This is a genomic window from Nocardia sp. NPDC050408, from assembly GCF_044458905.1.
Classification (GTDB): Bacteria; Actinomycetota; Actinomycetes; order Mycobacteriales; family Mycobacteriaceae; genus Nocardia.
This window is the reverse complement of record NZ_JBITIL010000032.1, coordinates 21,486-39,568: the sequence shown is the minus strand read 5'-3', so window position 1 is coordinate 39,568 and position 18,083 is coordinate 21,486. Positions and strand designations below refer to the sequence as shown.

At 64.2% G+C, this 18,083-nt stretch carries 17 protein-coding genes and 1 pseudogene; 13 read left to right on the top strand and 5 right to left on the bottom strand.

Features of this window, described 5'->3' with window-relative positions; translation table 11 throughout:
* Positions 1 to 640 precede the first annotated feature (640 nt).
* Entirely contained in the window at positions 641 to 1,300 is a 660-nt protein-coding gene (locus ACIBJI_RS40460; protein ID WP_364357728.1) for a hypothetical protein, read from the top strand.
* A 283-nt stretch (positions 1,301 to 1,583) separates the two neighbouring features.
* Here the strand turns inward: ACIBJI_RS40460 and ACIBJI_RS40455 are convergent, their stop codons facing one another.
* A complete protein-coding gene (locus ACIBJI_RS40455; protein ID WP_397088391.1) occupies positions 1,584 to 2,483 on the bottom strand; it encodes a LysR family transcriptional regulator in 900 nt (299 codons plus the stop codon).
* 205 nt (positions 2,484 to 2,688) lie between these two features.
* Here ACIBJI_RS40455 and ACIBJI_RS40450 point away from each other — a divergent pair, with 205 nt between their 5' ends.
* Genes ACIBJI_RS40450 through ACIBJI_RS40395 form a run of 12 tightly spaced genes read left to right on the top strand, consistent with a single transcriptional unit; the run spans position 2,689 to position 14,540 of the window.
* Positions 2,689 to 3,882, top strand: coding sequence for an acyl-CoA dehydrogenase family protein (locus ACIBJI_RS40450; RefSeq protein ID WP_364357722.1), 1,194 nt, complete (start codon positions 2,689 to 2,691; stop codon positions 3,880 to 3,882).
* Positions 3,883 to 3,890: 8 nt separating this feature from the next.
* On the top strand, positions 3,891 to 4,424 hold the full coding sequence (locus ACIBJI_RS40445; RefSeq protein ID WP_397088389.1) for a flavin reductase family protein: 534 nt from the start codon (positions 3,891 to 3,893) through the stop codon (positions 4,422 to 4,424).
* A 46-nt stretch (positions 4,425 to 4,470) separates the two neighbouring features.
* Complete coding sequence (locus ACIBJI_RS40440; RefSeq protein WP_364357716.1) at positions 4,471 to 4,659, top strand: ferredoxin; 189 nt, start codon at positions 4,471 to 4,473, stop codon at positions 4,657 to 4,659.
* Positions 4,656 to 5,840: a cytochrome P450 gene (locus tag ACIBJI_RS40435; RefSeq protein ID WP_364357713.1), complete on the top strand. Its 1,185-nt coding sequence runs from the start codon at positions 4,656 to 4,658 to the stop codon at positions 5,838 to 5,840. Before ACIBJI_RS40440 ends, ACIBJI_RS40435 begins: the two co-directional genes overlap by 4 nt.
* A 13-nt stretch (positions 5,841 to 5,853) precedes the next feature.
* A complete protein-coding gene (locus ACIBJI_RS40430) occupies positions 5,854 to 7,245 on the top strand; it encodes an MmgE/PrpD family protein (protein WP_397088387.1) in 1,392 nt (463 codons plus the stop codon).
* The gene (locus ACIBJI_RS40425; RefSeq protein ID WP_397088385.1) at positions 7,238 to 8,056 is read left to right on the top strand and encodes a mesaconyl-C4 CoA hydratase; all 819 of its coding nucleotides are present in this window, start codon (positions 7,238 to 7,240) and stop codon (positions 8,054 to 8,056) included. Before ACIBJI_RS40430 ends, ACIBJI_RS40425 begins: the two co-directional genes overlap by 8 nt.
* Positions 8,057 to 8,060: 4 nt before the next feature.
* A complete protein-coding gene (locus ACIBJI_RS40420; protein WP_364357703.1) occupies positions 8,061 to 9,284 on the top strand; it encodes an FAD/NAD(P)-binding oxidoreductase in 1,224 nt (407 codons plus the stop codon).
* Positions 9,285 to 9,344: 60 nt separating this feature from the next.
* Positions 9,345 to 10,550 (top strand): FAD-dependent monooxygenase, encoded by a 1,206-nt coding sequence (locus ACIBJI_RS40415; protein ID WP_364357700.1) that lies wholly within the window; start codon positions 9,345 to 9,347, stop codon positions 10,548 to 10,550.
* 35 nt (positions 10,551 to 10,585) lie between these two features.
* A complete protein-coding gene (locus tag ACIBJI_RS40410; protein WP_396955203.1) occupies positions 10,586 to 11,749 on the top strand; it encodes a CaiB/BaiF CoA transferase family protein in 1,164 nt (387 codons plus the stop codon).
* A 35-nt stretch (positions 11,750 to 11,784) separates the two neighbouring features.
* The gene (locus ACIBJI_RS40405; protein ID WP_364357694.1) at positions 11,785 to 12,594 is read left to right on the top strand and encodes a CoA ester lyase; all 810 of its coding nucleotides are present in this window, start codon (positions 11,785 to 11,787) and stop codon (positions 12,592 to 12,594) included.
* A 27-nt stretch (positions 12,595 to 12,621) separates the two neighbouring features.
* Positions 12,622 to 13,488 (top strand): dioxygenase, encoded by an 867-nt coding sequence (locus ACIBJI_RS40400; protein WP_364357691.1) that lies wholly within the window; start codon positions 12,622 to 12,624, stop codon positions 13,486 to 13,488.
* Positions 13,485 to 14,540, top strand: coding sequence for a maleylacetate reductase (locus ACIBJI_RS40395; RefSeq protein ID WP_364357688.1), 1,056 nt, complete (start codon positions 13,485 to 13,487; stop codon positions 14,538 to 14,540). Before ACIBJI_RS40400 ends, ACIBJI_RS40395 begins: the two co-directional genes overlap by 4 nt.
* 28 nt (positions 14,541 to 14,568) lie before the next feature.
* On the opposite strand, the gene ACIBJI_RS40390 is transcribed toward ACIBJI_RS40395, so the two are convergent.
* The 4 genes and pseudogenes from ACIBJI_RS40390 to ACIBJI_RS40375 all read right to left on the bottom strand — a co-directional run bounded on the left by ACIBJI_RS40390 (position 14,569) and on the right by ACIBJI_RS40375 (position 17,901).
* Positions 14,569 to 15,066 carry a flavin reductase family protein gene (locus ACIBJI_RS40390; RefSeq protein ID WP_396955268.1) on the bottom strand — a complete coding sequence of 166 codons (498 nt, stop codon included), beginning with the start codon at positions 15,064 to 15,066 and terminating at the stop codon, positions 14,569 to 14,571.
* Between the two features lie 147 nt (positions 15,067 to 15,213).
* Positions 15,214 to 15,528 (bottom strand): annotated as a pseudogene (locus tag ACIBJI_RS40385) (FAD-binding oxidoreductase); the annotation flags it as partial.
* A 29-nt stretch (positions 15,529 to 15,557) separates the two neighbouring features.
* Positions 15,558 to 16,778 carry a cytochrome P450 gene (locus ACIBJI_RS40380; RefSeq protein WP_364357685.1) on the bottom strand — a complete coding sequence of 407 codons (1,221 nt, stop codon included), beginning with the start codon at positions 16,776 to 16,778 and terminating at the stop codon, positions 15,558 to 15,560.
* A gap of 157 nt (positions 16,779 to 16,935) precedes the next feature.
* Entirely contained in the window at positions 16,936 to 17,901 is a 966-nt protein-coding gene (locus ACIBJI_RS40375; RefSeq protein WP_364357682.1) for a LysR family transcriptional regulator, read from the bottom strand.
* Positions 17,902 to 18,083 lie beyond the last annotated feature (182 nt).

The window sequence follows — 18,083 nt, the reverse complement described above, 5'->3', positions numbered from 1 at the left end:
ATGCACTCTAGTAGCCGCATATCGGTCGTTCGGGAACGTTGCGTTCGCCGACCGGCAAAGCGATAACCTGTTTCGCTTGTGCGCTGCTGTTGGTGGTCCCACGAGAGGTTCGCGCTAGCACGAACCCCGCCAGCACATCGGTTTCGAACGCTGCCAGCTCCTCTGGGCTCGCCAGCTCCCGACGTTCACGCAGATCCTGCACCGCCGCCAGGCTCAACCTGACACCCTCACCTTCAGCTCGGACCGCAGAACCTCGGACCGGCCGAATCTACTTCAGAAATCCCGAGATCTGATCAAAATCCGAAAACCGGCTCAGGACACCCGAAACCCCCAGCTCCCATGCCAGACACTCGAGCCGAGACCACAGGAAACTCAGGGGTTATCTCTTAAGCCCTGGACAGTTTGCAGGCCAGCTGGCTGACCGCAAAGCTTGTCAGGGTCCTCCGAACCGGCCTGCCATCGATCATCCGCGAGGCTGTGCGCGACGGCCACGGCGAATTTGGTTGTATTACAGACAAATTCGACAGGTGTGTGTCAATGCCGAGGGAAGGTTCGCTCGGCATTGACGGCGCGGTGCCAGCCTTTCACCGGCGGCGACACACCGACACCCACGATCCCAGCTAGAGTCTAGGCTCCTGGCATGAGCACGGCCCAAACCGAGAAAAGCCGACCGGGGAACCGACGATACCGGTCACTGCTTAGCAGACATCTTCTGCTCGTCTGCACCATCGTGGCCTGCCTTGGGATACTCGTCTCGGCGAGCGAGCCGGCCAGCACCAAGCTGAAGTCGTTGTCGCCGTCGCCGTTGTTGATCCTCGGGGGGACATTCGTGGTGGTTGTGGTGTGGTGCATGGTCATCGTCTACCCGATCCTGGCAGTCCGATCCCGGCGGCTTCGGGTACCTGAGCTCGGCCCCCTGGCTGCTCCCGCACTGATAATCGCGCTCACGCCCATTTTATGGAGCGCAGACCTGCCAATGGCTGTGCGCTGGCACCTCTCGGCGCACGCCTTCGACGATGCGGCACAGCAGGTGAGTGCCGGTGTCGATCCACGGACGTTCGAAGGTGACCGCCTCGGCCTTTATCGCATTCGCGGTGTGGAACGCCTCGACGACGGCATCTACTTCAGGACTGGCCCTATGGCGGCCTATTGCTCGATGGGAAGTGGCTTTGCCAATCTTTCTGGCCACCGGCCCGCATCCCATCACCTCAGCGGCGAATGGTATTGGTTCTGTTTCAACAGTGCGTTCAACAGCGCGGGGGTTACAGTGCCCGACCACCCCATCGGAGAACTGCACTAGCCGGTGATGACCGCACTCAGCTGCGCTACTACAGGGTGCACGAGATGCCTTCCTTCCAAGGCCCGACGCGGGGCTGGACGCAGATACCTGTTCAGTTCAGTTCTAAGCCGCGGCGGCGGCCCGGGCCGAGGTGGCGCGCAGTTGGCAACAGCGTAGGGAACTCGATCTCGGGGTGCCGTTAATGCCCACCACGTCTGAGAAGTTGTTGAGCTGAAACTGACGGCCCGGCAGACCCGCCACGAAGGCGCTGGTGTCCCCACCTCGTCCGAGCGGTTGCGGTGATTCATCGACTTGTGGGGTGCTGCTGACGTTCGGTTTGCTCCGCGACAAACTCCAGGAACCGCCGGGCCGCGCGCCCACTCGGACCATGTGTGCGAGTCACCGCACCGTACTGCCGGAAGACAGCGTGGTCGCGAAACGGGATGGTAGGAGTCGTGGGCGGGTGCCCCGGCTGTGCGGCCGGGATGATGGCTACGCCCATTCCTGCCGCCACGAGTGCCCGGAGGGTGGACAGCTCGGTCACCTCGGTTTCGATTCTGGGGCTGAATCCCGCCTCGCGGCAGAGGCGGTCGGTCACCTGACGCAGGCCGTACCCGACTTTGAGCGCTACCATGGGCTCGTCCATCAGGTCGGCGACCGCGATATCGCCGCGACCCTCGAACGCGTGGCCCGGCGGGACGCCGAGGCCCAGTTCCTCGTGGCCCAGCGGCAGCCAATGCAGATCGTCCGCGGTGGGTTGGGGAGCGACGAAGCCGATATCGATTCGCCCATGGCGGACATCATCGACCACGGCGTCGGATGCACCGCCGCAGAGCTCGAAGGATGTGCGTGGCGCGAGGGCACGATAGCGATCCAGAAGCCGCGGTATCAACCATCCGCCGAATGAATGCAGGAACCCGAGTGAGACCACTCCGCGGTCCGGGTCCACGAGGGTGGCGATTCTCTCTTCTCCCTGGTTGATCTCATCGATAGCGCGGACCGCGTGCGCGCGAAAAATCTCGCCGTACTTATTGAGCCGCAGCCGATTCTGGCTACGGTCGAAGAGTTTCACGCCGAGTTTGCGTTCGAGCCGGGCCAAAGCCCGTGAGAGCGTCGGCTGACTGATGTTCAGTTGGTCGGCCGTAGTTGTCATATTTCCGGTTTCTGTCAAAGTGATGAACCATTCGAGCTCACGCAATTGCATGCCGGGGATGATACGTCGAAAAACGTTGCGGCCGAGAGTCGATTTTTTGGGTCGGTTGCTGCCCGAATGTGACTATGCGCCGGACGCATAGTGTGTGCGAAGTTCCTGGTCTTGTACTCCATCCGGCCGATTACGCATTCTGAAATAGCTGGCCCGTGATGTCGATCACGACAGTTTCTCGCATGATCACCAGGAAAGAGGCACCATGACACAGTCGTCGTTGACCGCCGTCAGGTCCGACATCGGCGCTCCGGACGCGGAGTTGGTTGGCCGCGCAACCAATCTTGTCCCATTGATCCGCGAATACGCCGCGCAGGGCTCCGAGGCTCGCCGAATCGCCCCGGAGGTGGTCAAGGCGATGACCGAGGCCGGCCTGTTCCATCTGCTCGTGGATCGGCGACTCGGCGGGCACGGGGCCAGCATGCGGACGACCGTTGAGGCGGTCGCCGAGGTCGCACGAGGCGACGGTTCCACCGCGTGGATTGCCGCATTGCTCGCCTCCGCCACCGGATTCGCGTCGACCTTCTCCGAAAAGGCCCGGGAGGACATGTTCGGGTCGAATCCGCAGGCGACGTCGTGTGGCATTTTCTCACCGGGTAAGGCGGAGCCGGTCGAGGGCGGTTATCACATCAATGGCCGCTGGCCGTACGCATCCGGTTCCTTCGCGGCCGACTGGGCGACCGTGGGTATTCCCCTCGACGGTGGCAAGGAGGTGGGACTGGCGTTGATTCCCGCTGAGGCCTTCACCATCGAACCGACCTGGTTCGTCACCGGAATGCGGGGCTCGGGTAGCGACACCATTGTGGTGGAGGACCATTTCGTGCCGGAGCATCGGGTACAGCGATTCCAAGAAATGGCCGAAGGCCGATACCTCACTCCGCACAAAGACGAGCACATGGCATCGATCGGCTTCACCGCTGTCGCCTCGGCCATTCTCGTAGCGGCACAGATCGGTATGGTTCGGCACGCGCTGGAAATCACTCGAGCCAAATTGCCGGAAAAGCCCGTGGCCTACACGAATTTCCCGCATGCGAAGCTGTCGGCCACCCATCAGATCGCCGTGGCTAAGGCAGCCACGAATTTGCACCTCGCGGAAATGACCTTGAATCGGATTTGCCTCGACATCGACCAGGCGGCCGCCGAACGCCGGCGACTCGACCTGGAAACCCGGGCGCGCATCCGGAATGACACCGGCGTGGTCGCCGAGCTGGCCACGCGAGCGATCGACGAGCTGATGAACGCCAATGGCTCGGGTTCGTTCGCCGAGGTCAATGTGCTGAGCCGAATTTGGCGGGACTCCTCGATCGCGGCCCGGCACGCCTACGTCAGCGCCGACATCGGCAGGGAAGCCTACGGTCGGGTGCTGCTGGGCAACGAAGAGCCCACGACGGTTCTGTAAGGACGGCCATGGATACCACAGTGAAAGCCGTCGAGACCGAACCGGCCGCAGCTCCCATCGACTACCGGCGCGTTCTCGGCCATGTCCCGACGAGCGTGGCCGTGGTCACCGCGGCCACCAGGTCCGGGCCGGTCGGTATGACGATCGGCTCGTTCACCTCGGTCTCGCTGGATCCGCCGCTGATCGCCTTCTTCATCGACCGCTCCTCCAGGAGCTGGCCGCGCCTGTACGGTGCGAGTCGCTTCGGCGTCAATATCCTCGGGCACAACCAGAGCGAGGTGTGCCGGACGTTCTCGCGACCGAGTGACGACCGCTTCCACGACGTGGGCTGGAGTGAGTCCGTCAACGGCGTGCCATTGCTCGACGAGGCGATCGTCGCCCTGGAGTGCACGCGATTCAAGGTGGACCTGATCGGTGACCATTACCAAGTAGTCGGCCGGGTCGAGACGCTGGAACTGCGTGCCAGCGAACCACCGCTGATCTTCCTGCGCGGTGGGTTCGTCGACTTGAGCGACGGCTCGGACAAATGCCAGCGGAGCTAGCCGAATTATTCGGCATTACGCCGCATCTCAGATGAAGGACCCCGAGATGATCAATGTCAAAGTAGATTTCGGCCGTTGCGATGCCAACGGCACCTGCGCCGCACTGATGCCCGATGTATTCGAGATCGGCGCGGACGGCTCGCTCGCACAATTGAAGACGCGGATCGAGGACGATCGGCAGGAGGAGTTCGACGAGGTCGTGCTGTGCTGCCCGATGGGAGCGATCTCTCGATGACGGAGACACTACTGCCCCGCTTCGATCCGTTCGCTCCGCAGGCCCAGGCACACGAGGGCGGAGCCTTGCCGGACGGCCCACTGGCGCTCGGTCCATCCGGTTACACAGTGCTGACCTACGATCTCGCGACCACGGTCCTGCGCAATACGCGCTTCAAGAACGCCGCGCTCGAACTAATGGAACAGTTCGGAATCACCGACGGACTGGCTCACGAATTCCGTGCCAATAGCGTCATCATGGCGGAGGGTGCGCGTCATTTCCGACTGCGCGCGCCGATGGCGCGGTTCATGGGTCCGCACACTGTGCAGGAAATCCGCGGAATTGTTCGCGAGATCGTCGAGAGCATTGTCGCAGATCTCGACACGAGCGCTCCCATCGATTTCCACACCGGGATCGACCAGCGCATTCCCGCGCGGATCTATTGCTATCTCGCCGGCGCACCCGCGGCGGACGAGCCCTTGGTCGCCAGCCTGTCGGAGCGGACGCTCTCACTGCTGCAACGGGACCGCTCCCTCACCCCCGTGATCGTGAACGCCTACGCCGAACTCTTCACCTATCTGCGTGCTCTCATCGCGCGAAAGCGAGAACAGGCCCTCGGCGAGGACATGCTGTCCTTCCTCATCGGCCAGCAGGAAGCGGGCAAGCTGTCGGAGGATGAACTGCTCAACGAGGCCGCCGCCATGCTCGAGGCGAGCTCGGTCAATACCTCGCATCAAACCGGCCTCGTCGTGTGGACACTGCTGCGTGATCGAGAGACCTGGCGGCGACTCGTCGAGGATCCCGAACTGATTCCTGCCGCCGTGGTCGAGGCCATCAGGTTGTATCCGCGGCCCGGAATCGTGAGCAAGGTGGCGACCGAAGATATCGAGCTGAACGGAACGATCATTCCGGAAGGCTCCGATGTGCATGTGGCGGTCTGGTCCGCGAACCGCGATCAGGCGCGCTTCGAACGTCCCACCGAATTCCGCCTCGACCGGGAATCCAATTCCCCGCTGACATTCAGTACCGGCAGTCACGGCTGCCTCGGTCAAAGCTTGGCCAGGGTCGAAATGGAAGAAGTGGTCAGGTATCTGGCCGACCGGCACCCCGATGCGCTGGTGGTCGACGACGGCACCGAAATCGGACAGAGTGGCGGCCGCTGGCTCGTCAAGGCGCTCACCGTGAACTTGAATCCGGTGTAAGGGGAATATGGTGATGAATGCCGAGTCTTTGACGGAGCGCCTGGCATCCAATTGGGCGAAAATTCAATTCGACGATATTCCGAGTGAAGTCGTCGCTGGTGTCAAGAAGAATATTCTGGACACCCTGGCCGTGGCGATGGCCGGTGCTCACACCGATGAGGCCCGGCGGGTGCGGACCGCGCTCACGGGCGTGCGCGCCGAGTCCGGAAGCCTGGTGTGGGGCACTCCCTTTCGGGTTTCGCCGGCTCATGCCGCGCTCGCGAACGGCACCGCGGCCCATGCGCGCGACTTCGACGACGGGGGTGGGCCGGGCCACGCCGGGTCGACGGTGCTGCCCGCGGCGCTGGCCGTGACGGAGGCGGCGGGCGGCGACGGGCGGACACTCATCGCGGCGACGATCGCCGGATACGACATCGGCTACCGAGCGTTGCAGGCGATCGGCGGTTTCGCCGCGCATACCGGCCGAGGCTGGCACTCGAGCGGCACCATGGGCAGTTTCGCCGCGGCCGCGGCCGCGGCGAAAACCCTTGGCCTGGATACGGAACGGTTCGCCGACGCGCTCGGAATCGCCGGCTCGTTCACCGGTGGTGTGTGGGCGTTCAAAGACGACGGCGCCATGACCAAACGCATCCATCCCGGCAAAGCGGGGGAGACCGGCGTGGACGCGGCGCTGCTCGCCCAGGCCGGAATTACGGGTCCCCGTAGGGTTTTCGAAGCCGAATGGGGTGGCCTGTATGCCACCTACAACAACGGACAGGGGTTCCCCGAGCAGGCGCTCGCCGACCTGGGCGTGGATTACAACGTGGCCACCGCGTACATCAAGCCCTACGCCTGCTGCCGGGGGTGCCACTCCACGATCGACACGGTTCTGGCGATGATTCGCACGCGCGACGTGAAACCTGCTGATATACACCACATTTCGATCAAAGCCTCGGAGACCGCGGTGAACATGCTGTCGGTCGACCCGATAGAGACCGTCTTCGATGCCCAGTTCAGCCTCGCCTACGCGATGAGTGTCGCACTGTGCAACGGCAGTGTCGGACTGGACCAGTTCGAGCCGCCCCGCATGAACGACCCGCTGGTGGCGGAGACCTTCGCGAAGATCTCGATGCATGTCGACTCCGGCATCGAACTGGAGGACGGACCACGTCTGGACGTGGAGTTCACCAGTGGCGAAACGATCACCCTGTTCGCCGGAAACCCGACTACCGCCAAGGGCTCGGCGCTGAACCCGATGTCCCACGAGGAGGTCGTCGCGAAGGCAGAAGCACTGCTGGCGCCGATCGACCCCGAGCTTCCCCGCCGACTCGTGCACGCGGTCGGGAACCTGGAAGACGCTTCCGATCTTTCAGAACTGCTGAGTGCACTCCGAGCAGAAAGACGAGACAACTGCCTTGGTGACTGATCAGAAGTCAGAGACGATCGAGCGAACGGAAATGATCGCGGCCGAGCCGACCGAGTCGCTCGCCGCCATGCTCGACATCGAGATGCCTTGTGCCGCTGATGATCCGGTGCCGCCGCTGTGGCATTGGGCGTATCTGCTGGAGCGCGGTCCACAACGTGAGCTCGGTCCGGACGGTCATCCGGTCACCGGGATACCGGCCCCTCCCGGGCCCGACCGCCGACGGATGTTCGGGGGTGGACGCGTGACGACCTTCGGTCACTTGGTGATCGGCGAGCCCGCTACCAAAGTGACCTCGGTCAAGAGCTCGCTCGACAAGGACGGCCGAACCGGCCCGTTGACCTTGGTCACGGTCCTCCAGGAGATCTTCCAGGGCGGCGAGCTGGTGATTCGCGAGGAGCAGGACATCGTCTACCGCGCGCCCGGATCCGGCACGCTGCCGCCCGCGCCGGCTGCTCCCGCGCCGCCGAGCGGGCCGACGCTCGAGCTGGCCGTGGACGAGCGAACGCTGTTCCGGTTCTCCGCATTGACATACAACGCGCACCGGATTCACTACGACCTCGGGTGGACAGCGCAAGAGGGTTACGACGGGCTGCTCATCCACGGGCCCTTGCTCGCGCTCATGATGGGTGAGCATATGCGGCGCGAGGGAATCGACCTGCGCGGCAAGACATTCGGATACCGCTTCATCTCACCCATGACGAAACCGCAGACCTTCACCGTCGTACCCGGCCCCGAAGGGTTGATCCACGGGGCCGAGGCTCGCAGTGCCGCCGGCGCCGTCTGCGCTGTGAGCACGCTAGCGGAGCTCTGAGAGCATGACAGCGGTATCCGATGTGGTCATCGTGGGTGGTTCCATCGCCGGGTTGCGGGCGGCGGAGACTGTCGTCCGACTTGCGCCCGAGCTGAGCGTGACGGTCGTAAGCGATGAGGCTCACCTGCCCTACGAGCGCCCGCCCCTGTCCAAAGTTGCGTTGCGCGATCCGCTCGAACTGGACGACCTGGTCTATCGGTCGGTCGGCGAGCTCGGTCGGCACGGAGTCGACTTCATGCTCGAAACCCCGGCCCTGGGTCTCGATCTCGCCGCGCGACGGGTCCGCCTCGCCGAGGGCGAACTGGGGTATCTAGCGCTCGTCATCGCGACCGGCTGCGAGCCGGTGATACCGCCTGTGTTCGCCGGGCTTCCGGAGGTTTATCCGCTGCGTAGTTTCGAGGATGCCCGCGCCCTGCGTGCGGCGGTCGCCGATACCTCGAAGTCGGTGGCGATCGTGGGCGCCGGGTTCATCGGTGGTGAATTCGCGTCGACGCTCGTCAAGGAGGGTCGTGCGGTCTCGCTCGTCGATATGGCCCCGAAGCCCCTCGGCAGGTTCGGCGCTCCGGTAGCCGACACCTACGCGGCGTTGCATCGAGACGCCGGTGTCGAGCTGTTCCTCGGCAGGGCGGTCACCGATGTCGCCCACATCGCGGAGGGCCGGGAATTGGTTCTCGACGACGGCACCCGAGTTCGCGCGGACGTCATTCTCGTCGGGGCCGGGGTGCGTCCCTCCACACGATGGCTGGAGGGCTCGGGTCTGACCCTCGACAACGGGATTCTGTGCGATTCCCAGCTGCGGGTATCGGAGGGTGTTTTCGCCGCCGGCGATGCCGTTCGGTGGCCTAATCCGCGATTCGACGCGATCATGCGGGTCGAGCACTGGACCAATGCGGCGGAGCAAGGGCGTATCGCCGCCATGAACGCCGTGAACCATATTCGGGAACTCGATGGCGCGGTCTGCGCGAACGTGCCGTATTTCTGGTCGGACCAGCATGGCATTCGCATTCAATTCGCCGGATATCTGACGGGCGACGAGGAATTGCTGGAGAACCGCAATTCCGACGGCTCGCTCTTCCTGTACCGGCGCGGCCAGGCGGTGACCGGCGTGCTGGCCTTCGAGCGGCGGTCCGAGTTCGTCAAAATTCGTGCGGCACTGAGGCGAGAGAATCCCTCACTGCGCCAAGTCGTTCCCGATGTGCCGGATCACGAAGAAGTGCGCATCGGCTGAGTTTTCCCGGGCTCCGGCCGGTAACGGACGGGCATTCGGGATCGTCACCGTGGAGGATTAGTGCGAGAAGAACAGCAAGTGATAGTCGTAGGCGCAGGTCCCGTGGGACTCTTGAATGCGCTGGGTTTGGCGCAGCAAGGTGTCGTCGTCACTGTGCTCGAGCGAGCGTCGACTCTCTCGGACGCGCCGCGGGCGATCGTCTATCACTGGGCAGCGCTGGATGGCCTGGCCCGCTTGGATCTCCTCGACGACGCCGTAGGGGCCGGATTTCTGAAGCAGGACTACGCCTATCGAGTGCACAAGACCGGCGAAATCATCGAGTACGGATTGCAGGCGCTCGAGGGAAAGGTGGAACGTCCGTACAACCTGCACCTGGGGCAGGGTGCCCTGGCTCGCCTGATCCTGCACCGCCTGGAAACCTACGACAACGCGCGCGTGCTCTGGAACCACGAGGTCACCGCGATCACCCAGGATGACGACGGAGTCCGAGTCGGCGTCCGATCCGGGACCGGCGAAAGAGAACTTCGCGCGTCCTGGCTCATCGGCGCCGACGGCGCGAGCTCCAGGATTCGGAGCGAGCTGGATCTCGGCTTCGAGGGGATGACCTGGCCGGAGCGGTTCGTCGCCACGAATGTCCGCTTCGCCGAGGAACTTTCGGGCTGGGCGCAGTCGACATTCTATGTCGACGACGTCTTCGGCGCGATCATCGCCAGGATCGACGATTCCGGTGCGCACGGCATGTGGCGGTACACGTATATGGAAGACGACGCCCTGCCCGCCGAATCGGCGGCCGAGCGCCTGCCCGAGTTCCTCACCACCGTGTTCGGTGAAAAGACCGCTGCCGCAGCCGAACTCGAGGCCATCTCGCCCTACCGGATGCATCAGCGCAGCGCGAGGTCCTACCGCGCGGGCAGGGTACTGCTCGCCGGTGACGCGGCACATGCGACCAATCCCACCGGCGGGCTCGGGCTGACCATGGGCCTGTTCGACGCGTACCTGTTGAACGAAGCCCTGGGCGCGGTCGTCTCCGGCCGCGCCGACGACGGCATCCTCAACGTCTACTCCGACGAACGCCGCCACGCGTTCGTCGATGTCGCGAGTCCACGAGCCAGCGCCAACAAGCGGCTGCTGTTCCATTCCACCGATCCGGTCCAACTCGATCGTGACCTGGACGTGTTCCGGAAGATGTCCCGCGACCGAGAGTTCGCCGCGGAACGCCTCTACTTCACGAAAACCCTGGAAACACCCTCCCTGATCGCGCATTGAGTGTGGCTGGTTTCGTATCGAACGAAGGAATTCCTATGAACCCTCTCGACGGACTCACCGTCGTATCGCTCGAGCAGGCCGTGGCCGCCCCGTTCGCCACCCGCCAGCTGGCGGATCTCGGCGCGCGGGTGATCAAGGTCGAGCGTCCCGACGTCGGCGACTTCGCCCGCGGATACGACGAGACGGTGCGCGGAATGGCCAGCCATTTCGTCTGGCTCAACCGCTCGAAGGAATCGGTTTGCCTCGATCTGAAGTCCGAGCACGGCAAGGACAGCATCCAGACCCTGGTCCGCAACGCGGACGTGTTCGTCCAGAACCTCGCTCCCGGCGCGGCGGAACGACTCGGGCTCGGCAGCGACGAATTACGAAGAGTCAAGCCGGAACTCATTCATGTCTCCATCTCCGGTTACGGTCCCGGTGGACCGTACTCGGCGAAGAAGGCCTACGACCTGCTCGTGCAGTGCGAGGCGGGCCTGGTCTCCATCACCGGTACCCCGGACGAGCCGGCGAAGGTCGGGATATCCATCGCCGACATCGCCTCCGGAATGTTCGCCTACTCCGGCGTTCTCACGGCGCTGATCCAGCGTGATCGCACGGGTGAGGGCGCCACCATCGAGATCTCGATGCTCGAGGCGCTGTCGGAGTGGATGGGCTACCCGCTGAACTACGCGATGTATGGCGGCACGGCGCCGCAGCGGACGGGTGCGCGGCACGCGTCGATCGCGCCGTACGGCCCGTTCCGGTGCGGAGACGGAAATCAGGTGTTCCTCGGACTGCAGAACGAGCGCGAATGGGCGACGTTCTGCGCGGAGATCCTGGACGACCCCGCCATAGCGGCGGATCCCCGGTTCCTTCGAAACTCGTTGCGGGTGAGCCACAGTCGAGAGTTGCAAGAGGAGATCGAGCGCGCATTCTCGGCGTGGGGCGCCGAAACGGTCGCGAAGCGGCTCGAGGCGGCGGGCATCGCGAACGCGATCCTGCGGGACATGCACGACCTGGCGGAGCACCCGCAACTCGAGGCGAGGGGACGGTGGTTCGACTACGAGTCACCCGTCGGTTCGCTGCGGGCACTCGTTCCACCGGCGACATTTGTCGGAACGAAGCCGGTGATGGGCCCCGTGCCAGGGGTCGGTGAGCACACTGAAGCCGTACTCGCCGAGTTCGGAATCGCCTCAGCGGCAGCCGAATTACCGAACTGAGCACCGGCCACCGAACCGAGAAAGGCGGAGAACCCATGAATCAGGAGGAAACCATTCGGGTCGCCAGATCGTTTCTCTTCGTACCCGGTGATCGTCCGGAGCGTTTCGACAAGGCGATCCGGTCCGGGACCGACGTCGTCGTGCTCGATCTGGAGGACGCTGTTGCGGACGAGGACAAGGGCAGCGCCCGAAGGGAGGTAGTCGACTGGCTGTCCCGCGGTGGACCGGCATGTGTGCGAGTGGTTTCCTCAGCGGGTCAACACTTTTGGGACGACGTGGCGGCACTGAAGGGCCTGCCCGGGCTGATCGCCGTGATGGTCCCCAAAGCCGAAAGCCCCGATGAACTGTCGGTCGTCGCCGAGCGGGTCGGGGTACCCGTGATCGCGTTGGTCGAGTCGGCGCTGGGGATGGTCCGAGCACAGTCTCTAGCCACCGCTCCTGGTGTTTCGCGAATTGCGTTCGGGCACTTGGACTATGCGCTCGACCTGGGGTGCGACACCGGCCGGACGGCCATGCTCCAGGCCCGGTCCGCGCTCGTGCTCGCATCGCGGGCCGCGCGGCTTCCGGGACCGATCGACGGTGTGACCGCCGCTCTGGACGATGCCGCGGCCCTGGACGAGGATCTCAGGTGTGCGAAGGAGCTCGGCATGACGGGAAAGCTGCTGGTGCATCCCCGTCAGGTGGTGGGCACCCACGCGGCGTTTCGGCCCGACGCGGCGGCAGTCCGCTGGGCTCGGCGGGTGGTCGAGTCCAAGGCCGAAGGCAAGGCGGTCCGAATTGAGGGGCAGATGGTCGACGCGCCTGTCGTCGCGTGGGCGCGGGCGATCTTGCGAGATGTGCGTTGAAGAGGCGACCGCGAAAGGAAAACCGCTGTGGATTTCAATGAGACCGCCGCGTTGGATGCCGTCGTTGCAAGCTTCGAGGGTACGTCCGACCCGAGACTGAAAGAGATATTGCAGGTGACGACGCGTCACCTCCATGCCCTGGTTCGTGAGTTGCGGCCGACGCAGACCGAGTGGCAGCAGGCCATCGACTTTCTCACGGCTGTCGGTCACACCTGCGATGACACCAGGCAGGAATTCGTTCTCCTCTCCGATGTGTTCGGCGTATCGATGTTGGTCGAGACGATCAATGGTGACGAGCACGGCACCGAGGGCACCGTTCTCGGTCCTTTTCACATGACCGAGTCGCCACGTCGCGAGCTCGGCGACTCGATCGACTTGATGGGCGGTTCGCCGCCCTGCTTGGTTACCGGGGCGGTAGTGGACGACGCCGGCCGGCCATTGGCGGACACCACCATCGACATCTGGCAATGCAGCGTGGACGGCTTCTACGACGTGCAGGAGCCCGACAAGCAGCCGCCGGGTAATGGGCGCGGTCTGTTCACGACCGATGAGCAGGGGCGCTTCTGGTTCCGAACGGTAGTGCCCAGTCACTATCCGATTCCCACGGACGGCCCGGTGGGCGATCTGCTCGGTGCGTCCGGACGCCATCCATTCCGTCCCGCGCACATTCACGTAATCGCCGAAGCGGCGGGGTACCGGCCGGTGACGACACACCTGTTCGTCGCGGACAGCGCGTATATCGACAGTGATGCGGTGTTCGCGGTGAAGAAGAGCCTCATTGTCGATTTCACCGAAATCGACGATACCGCGGGGTTCGAGCACTACGGCATGACCGGACCTTTCCGCCATGCGCACTTCGATATTCGACTTGGCCGAGAGGGCGGACCGCAATGACAGGCACCTTCACGTATGACGCGCTGCCCATGCGGGTGGTATTCGGGTCCGGGAGCATCGAGCAGCTCGCGGCCGAAACGGACCGATTGGGGTTGCGGCGCGTGCTCGTCCTGTCGACCCCGCAGCAGCGCGACCTCGCCGACAGAGCCGCCAGCCTGATCGGGAAATCCGCTGTGGGAGTGTTCGATTCGGCACGGATGCACGTCCCGGTCGAGACGGTCGAGGCGGCGGAGTCGGTGGCGTCCGAACTCGCGATCGACGGCTGTGTCGCGGTCGGAGGCGGATCGACGATCGGTTTGGCCAAGGCGCTCGCGCTCGGCAGCGACCTCGGCATCGTGGCGGTACCCACGACCTACGCGGGCTCGGAGATGACCCCCATCTGGGGAATCACGAAGGGCGACAAGAAGACAACCGGCCGCGACCGCAAAGTCCTTCCGAGCAGCGTCATCTACGACCCCGATCTGACGATGACACTGCCCGTTCCGGTGTCCTGCACGAGCGGAATCAACGCGATGGCGCACGCGGTCGAGGCGCTCTACGCCCCCGACGGCTCGCCGGTGATCGCCGCCATGGCCGAACAGGGCATCCGCGACCTCGCCGACGCGCTACCGGCGTTATCGGCTGCCCCGAACGACGCGCGGGCACGGGCGACAGCATTGCAGGGCGCGTGGCTGTCCGGAGCCTGCCTCGGGGCGACGACCATGGGCCTGCACCACAAGCTGTGCCATGTCCTCGGCGGATTGCTGGATCTTCCGCACGCCGAAACCCATGCGGTAATGCTCCCGTACGTCACGGCATTCAACCTCCCGTCGGCTCGCACGGCCGCCGCTGCCCTCGCCCGCGCACTACGCACCGACAATGCGGTTACCGGCCTCCTGGCATTGACCGCCGACCTCGGAGCACCGCGAACTCTCCTCGAGCTGGGTGTGAACGAGAGTGACCTGACTCGCGTCGCTGACGAGGTCGTGAGTAACCCGTACTCGAACCCCCGATCGTTCACGCGGGAGGAATTGATCGAACTCCTCCACAATGCCTGGAAGGGCATCCACTGAGTTTTCGCCCTGGCCGCTTGCGGGCCCTTTACAGGTCCAGCACGAGCCGATCGGTGCGGGCGCGCGAAACGCACACCATCATGCAGTCTCCGACAGCCTGCTCTTCGGGGGACAGCACCACGTCGCGATGTTCCGGCTGTCCGTCCAGAACTGGTGTTTCACACGTGCCGCAGGTGCCGGTCCGGCACGAGGACGGTACCGGGATGCCGGCCATTTCGACGATGTCGAGCAGGCTTGCCTCGGCCGGCACGTGTAACTCCATACCCGACCTTTGCAGGACCACGTCGAATTCGCGGGCAGGCTCATCCACGACAGGTGCCTTGAATCGTTCCGTGTGCAGCGCTCCGGGCGGCCAGTGCAGGCCGGCTTCTTCGACCGCTTCGAGCAGTCGCTCCGGGCCGCAGCAGAAGATCGCGGTGTCGGTACGCGGCTCGTGGAGGAGGTCATCGAGATTCAACCGCTGGTCGCGGTCGCCCGACACTACCGAGACGCGTGGGTCGTCGGGAAGTGCGTCGACGTACGCCATCGCCGACCGTGAGCGTCCACAATAGACGAATCTCCAGTCGGCCCCACCCGCGCGGACCCGATTCAGCATCGGGAGCACCGGGGTGATACCGATTCCTCCGGCGATGAAGAGATAGCGTTCGGCGTCGACGAGCCGAAAGTGATTGCGGGGCAACGATACCTCAACAATATCGCCGGGTTCGGCGGAATCGTGAATGTATTGTGAACCACCGCGACCGCCCTCCTCGCGCAAAACGGCGATGCGGATGGACCCTCGATCTTCCGGATCTCCACACAGCGAATACTGACGCACGAGGCCGTTCGGGAGGTGAATATCCACATGTGCGCCGGGTTCCCATTCCGGTGCACGGCCGCTGTCGGGCTCGAAAACCAATTCGACGACACCCTGTGCCAGCGGACGTTTCTTCGCCAACCGAAATGGGAACGACTCCCCAGCTGCCGAGGGCGGTGTCGGCGCCACCATCCAGCTGGGCAATCCCACATTCATCGCAGTCAATTTCCCTCCACCACACCGGGCGTGAATCGAACGGGTAGCCGACCCATGTGCACATAGTCACCGCCGCTGAACTCGTACTCGGGCTCAGCGATCTCCACCGACAGGTCGGGCAGCCGCCGCAGTAGCTCTTCCAACGCGACGCGAAGTTCCATGCGCGCCAGTGCTGCGCCCGGGCAGGTGTGCACGCCGGAGCCGAAGGTCAAGTGACGGTTGCGACCTCGATCCAGACGGAATTCACAGGGATCGGCGAACACCGCCGGATCCCGGTTGGCGGAGGCCCAGCCCAGATAGACATCACTGCCCTCGGGAATATCGATGCCGGCGAGCTGCGTATCCGCGGTCGCCCGGCGGAAGAAGCCGAAGAACGGGGGCCGCAGACGGAGCGACTCCTCGACGGCGATCGGAATCAATCGCTTCGGATCCGCCGCGATTCGCGCGGAAATATCGTTGTCGCTGAATACATCATGTATGAGACTACTCATCGCCGAGGTGGTGGTGTGGTGTCCGGCACCCAGGAATCCGGTGAACAGCGCCACGTAGTCGTCGTCTTCCAGCGACCTGCCCTCCACCTCGATATTGGAGAGATATGTGAGGTAGTCGTCGCGTGGTGTGGTCTTCCTGTCGTGTACCTGGGCAAGGGCGATCTCGGCGAATTCGGTCTGGCGACGGCGGAATTCGGCGGGGTCGCCCTGCGCGCCGAACATAGCCGCCGCTCGATTTCGCACTTCCGCGACGAGTTCGTCCTCGATGCCGACGAGCCGGCAGATCGCTTCGGCGGGAATCGGCTCGGCCAACTCCTCGACCAGATCCGCCGTGCCACGCTCGATGAAGCCATCGATGCGCTTGTTGATATCGGCCCTGACCAAAGGCTCCAGCACACTGACGGTATGCGGTGTCACCGCCTGGTCGAAAAGCCTGCGCCACTCCTTGTGCTGCGGTTCATCCATTTCGAGTGCCGCAAACGAGTTGCGCGGCAATATCGGCCGCAGCACCTGCGGTTCGGACGAGAAGAGCTTGTGATCGCTGGTACCGCGTTTGACGACATCGTATTCCAGCAGAATGTGAAATCCGCCGTGTTCTTCGCTGTGCGCGACCGGGCACCGGCTGCGAGCCGCGTCGAAGAGTTCGAGGGAGCGCTTCGGGGTCGTGGTGTGCGAACTCAGTCGGCCGATTTCCTCGTCGAGCTGAGTCTCCGGAATGTCTTGCGAATCAATCATTGATTCCTCCATAGCGCGTGAATCAAGTCATAGGTCGGCCGCTGAATCAAGAATGTGAGGTATCCGCTTTTGTGTAAAGAACAGGAATTTCGGATAAGCGATGCGCGTAGCGCATCGGATTGCGGCCCGTACGGTGTGATCGTGCTGTTCGTCGGTACTACGCCGACACCGGCCAGGCGGCAGGTACCGCGGTCCGCAGCACATGTTTCGGATCGCCTTCGGACGGCGAGCGATTGGATCGGGCCGGCAACGGCGAGACACCGGCGACGAATTTCAGGAAGCGCCGTGCGGCCTGGCCGCTCGGACCATTCCGGCGGACGACCGCTCCATAACATCGGAAGGCGGTCGGGTCGCTGAGCGCGACGGTACCGATCGCGGCCGCGTGTCCCGAGTGGGCGGCAGGCACGACGGCGACGCCCATTCCGGCCGCGACCAGGGCGTGCAGTGTGGAGAGTTCGGTGACCTCGATTTCGATCCGGGGGCTGAACCCGGCCTCCCGGCACAGCCGGTCGGTGACCTGCCGCAGGCCGTACCCGGCCTTCAGTGCGATCATCGGCTCGTCCGCCACGTCGGCCATTGCGACGTGATCGCGGCCTTCGAACACATGGCCCGCGGGAACCCCCAGACACAGCGCCTCACGTCCGAGCGGTACCCACTCGAGATCGTCCGCGGTCGGCTCGGGAGCCACGAAGCCGATGTCGATTCGCCCCTGCCGCACGCTATCTACTACGGAATCGCAAGCGCCGCCGTGCAATTCGAAGGATGTGCTGGACGCGACCCCGCGGTACCGGTTGAGCAGGTCTGGTATCAGCCAGCCGCCGAAGGAATGCGCGAACCCGAGCGACACCGAGCCTCGATCCGGATCGACCAAAGCGGCGATCCGCTGTTCCCCACGGTCGATCTCGTTCAGTGCTCGCAACGCGTGGGCTTGGAAGAGCTCGCCGTATTTGTTCAGTCGGAGCCGGTTCTGGTGTCGGTCGAAAAGCTGTACGCCTAGCTTGCGTTCGAGTCGGGCCAACGCTCGGGACAGGGTCGGCTGGCTGATGTTCAGCCGGACCGAGGCCTCCGTGATGTGCTCGGTGTCCGCCAGCGTTGTGAACCACTGGAGTTCGCGCAATTGCATGGTCAACCTACCTCGGGAAGGGACGCCGTCACTGGCGGATACCTACCGGTTGTCCAGCGCTGGAGACCCGATCATCGTGGGACCATCTCTCGACCTGAGCCTCGGGATGGGAACTCCACCTTCCCCCCGGGAGCATGTCCGTGACATGCGGGCGAACACCTAAGCGCTACGCAATTGGGGAT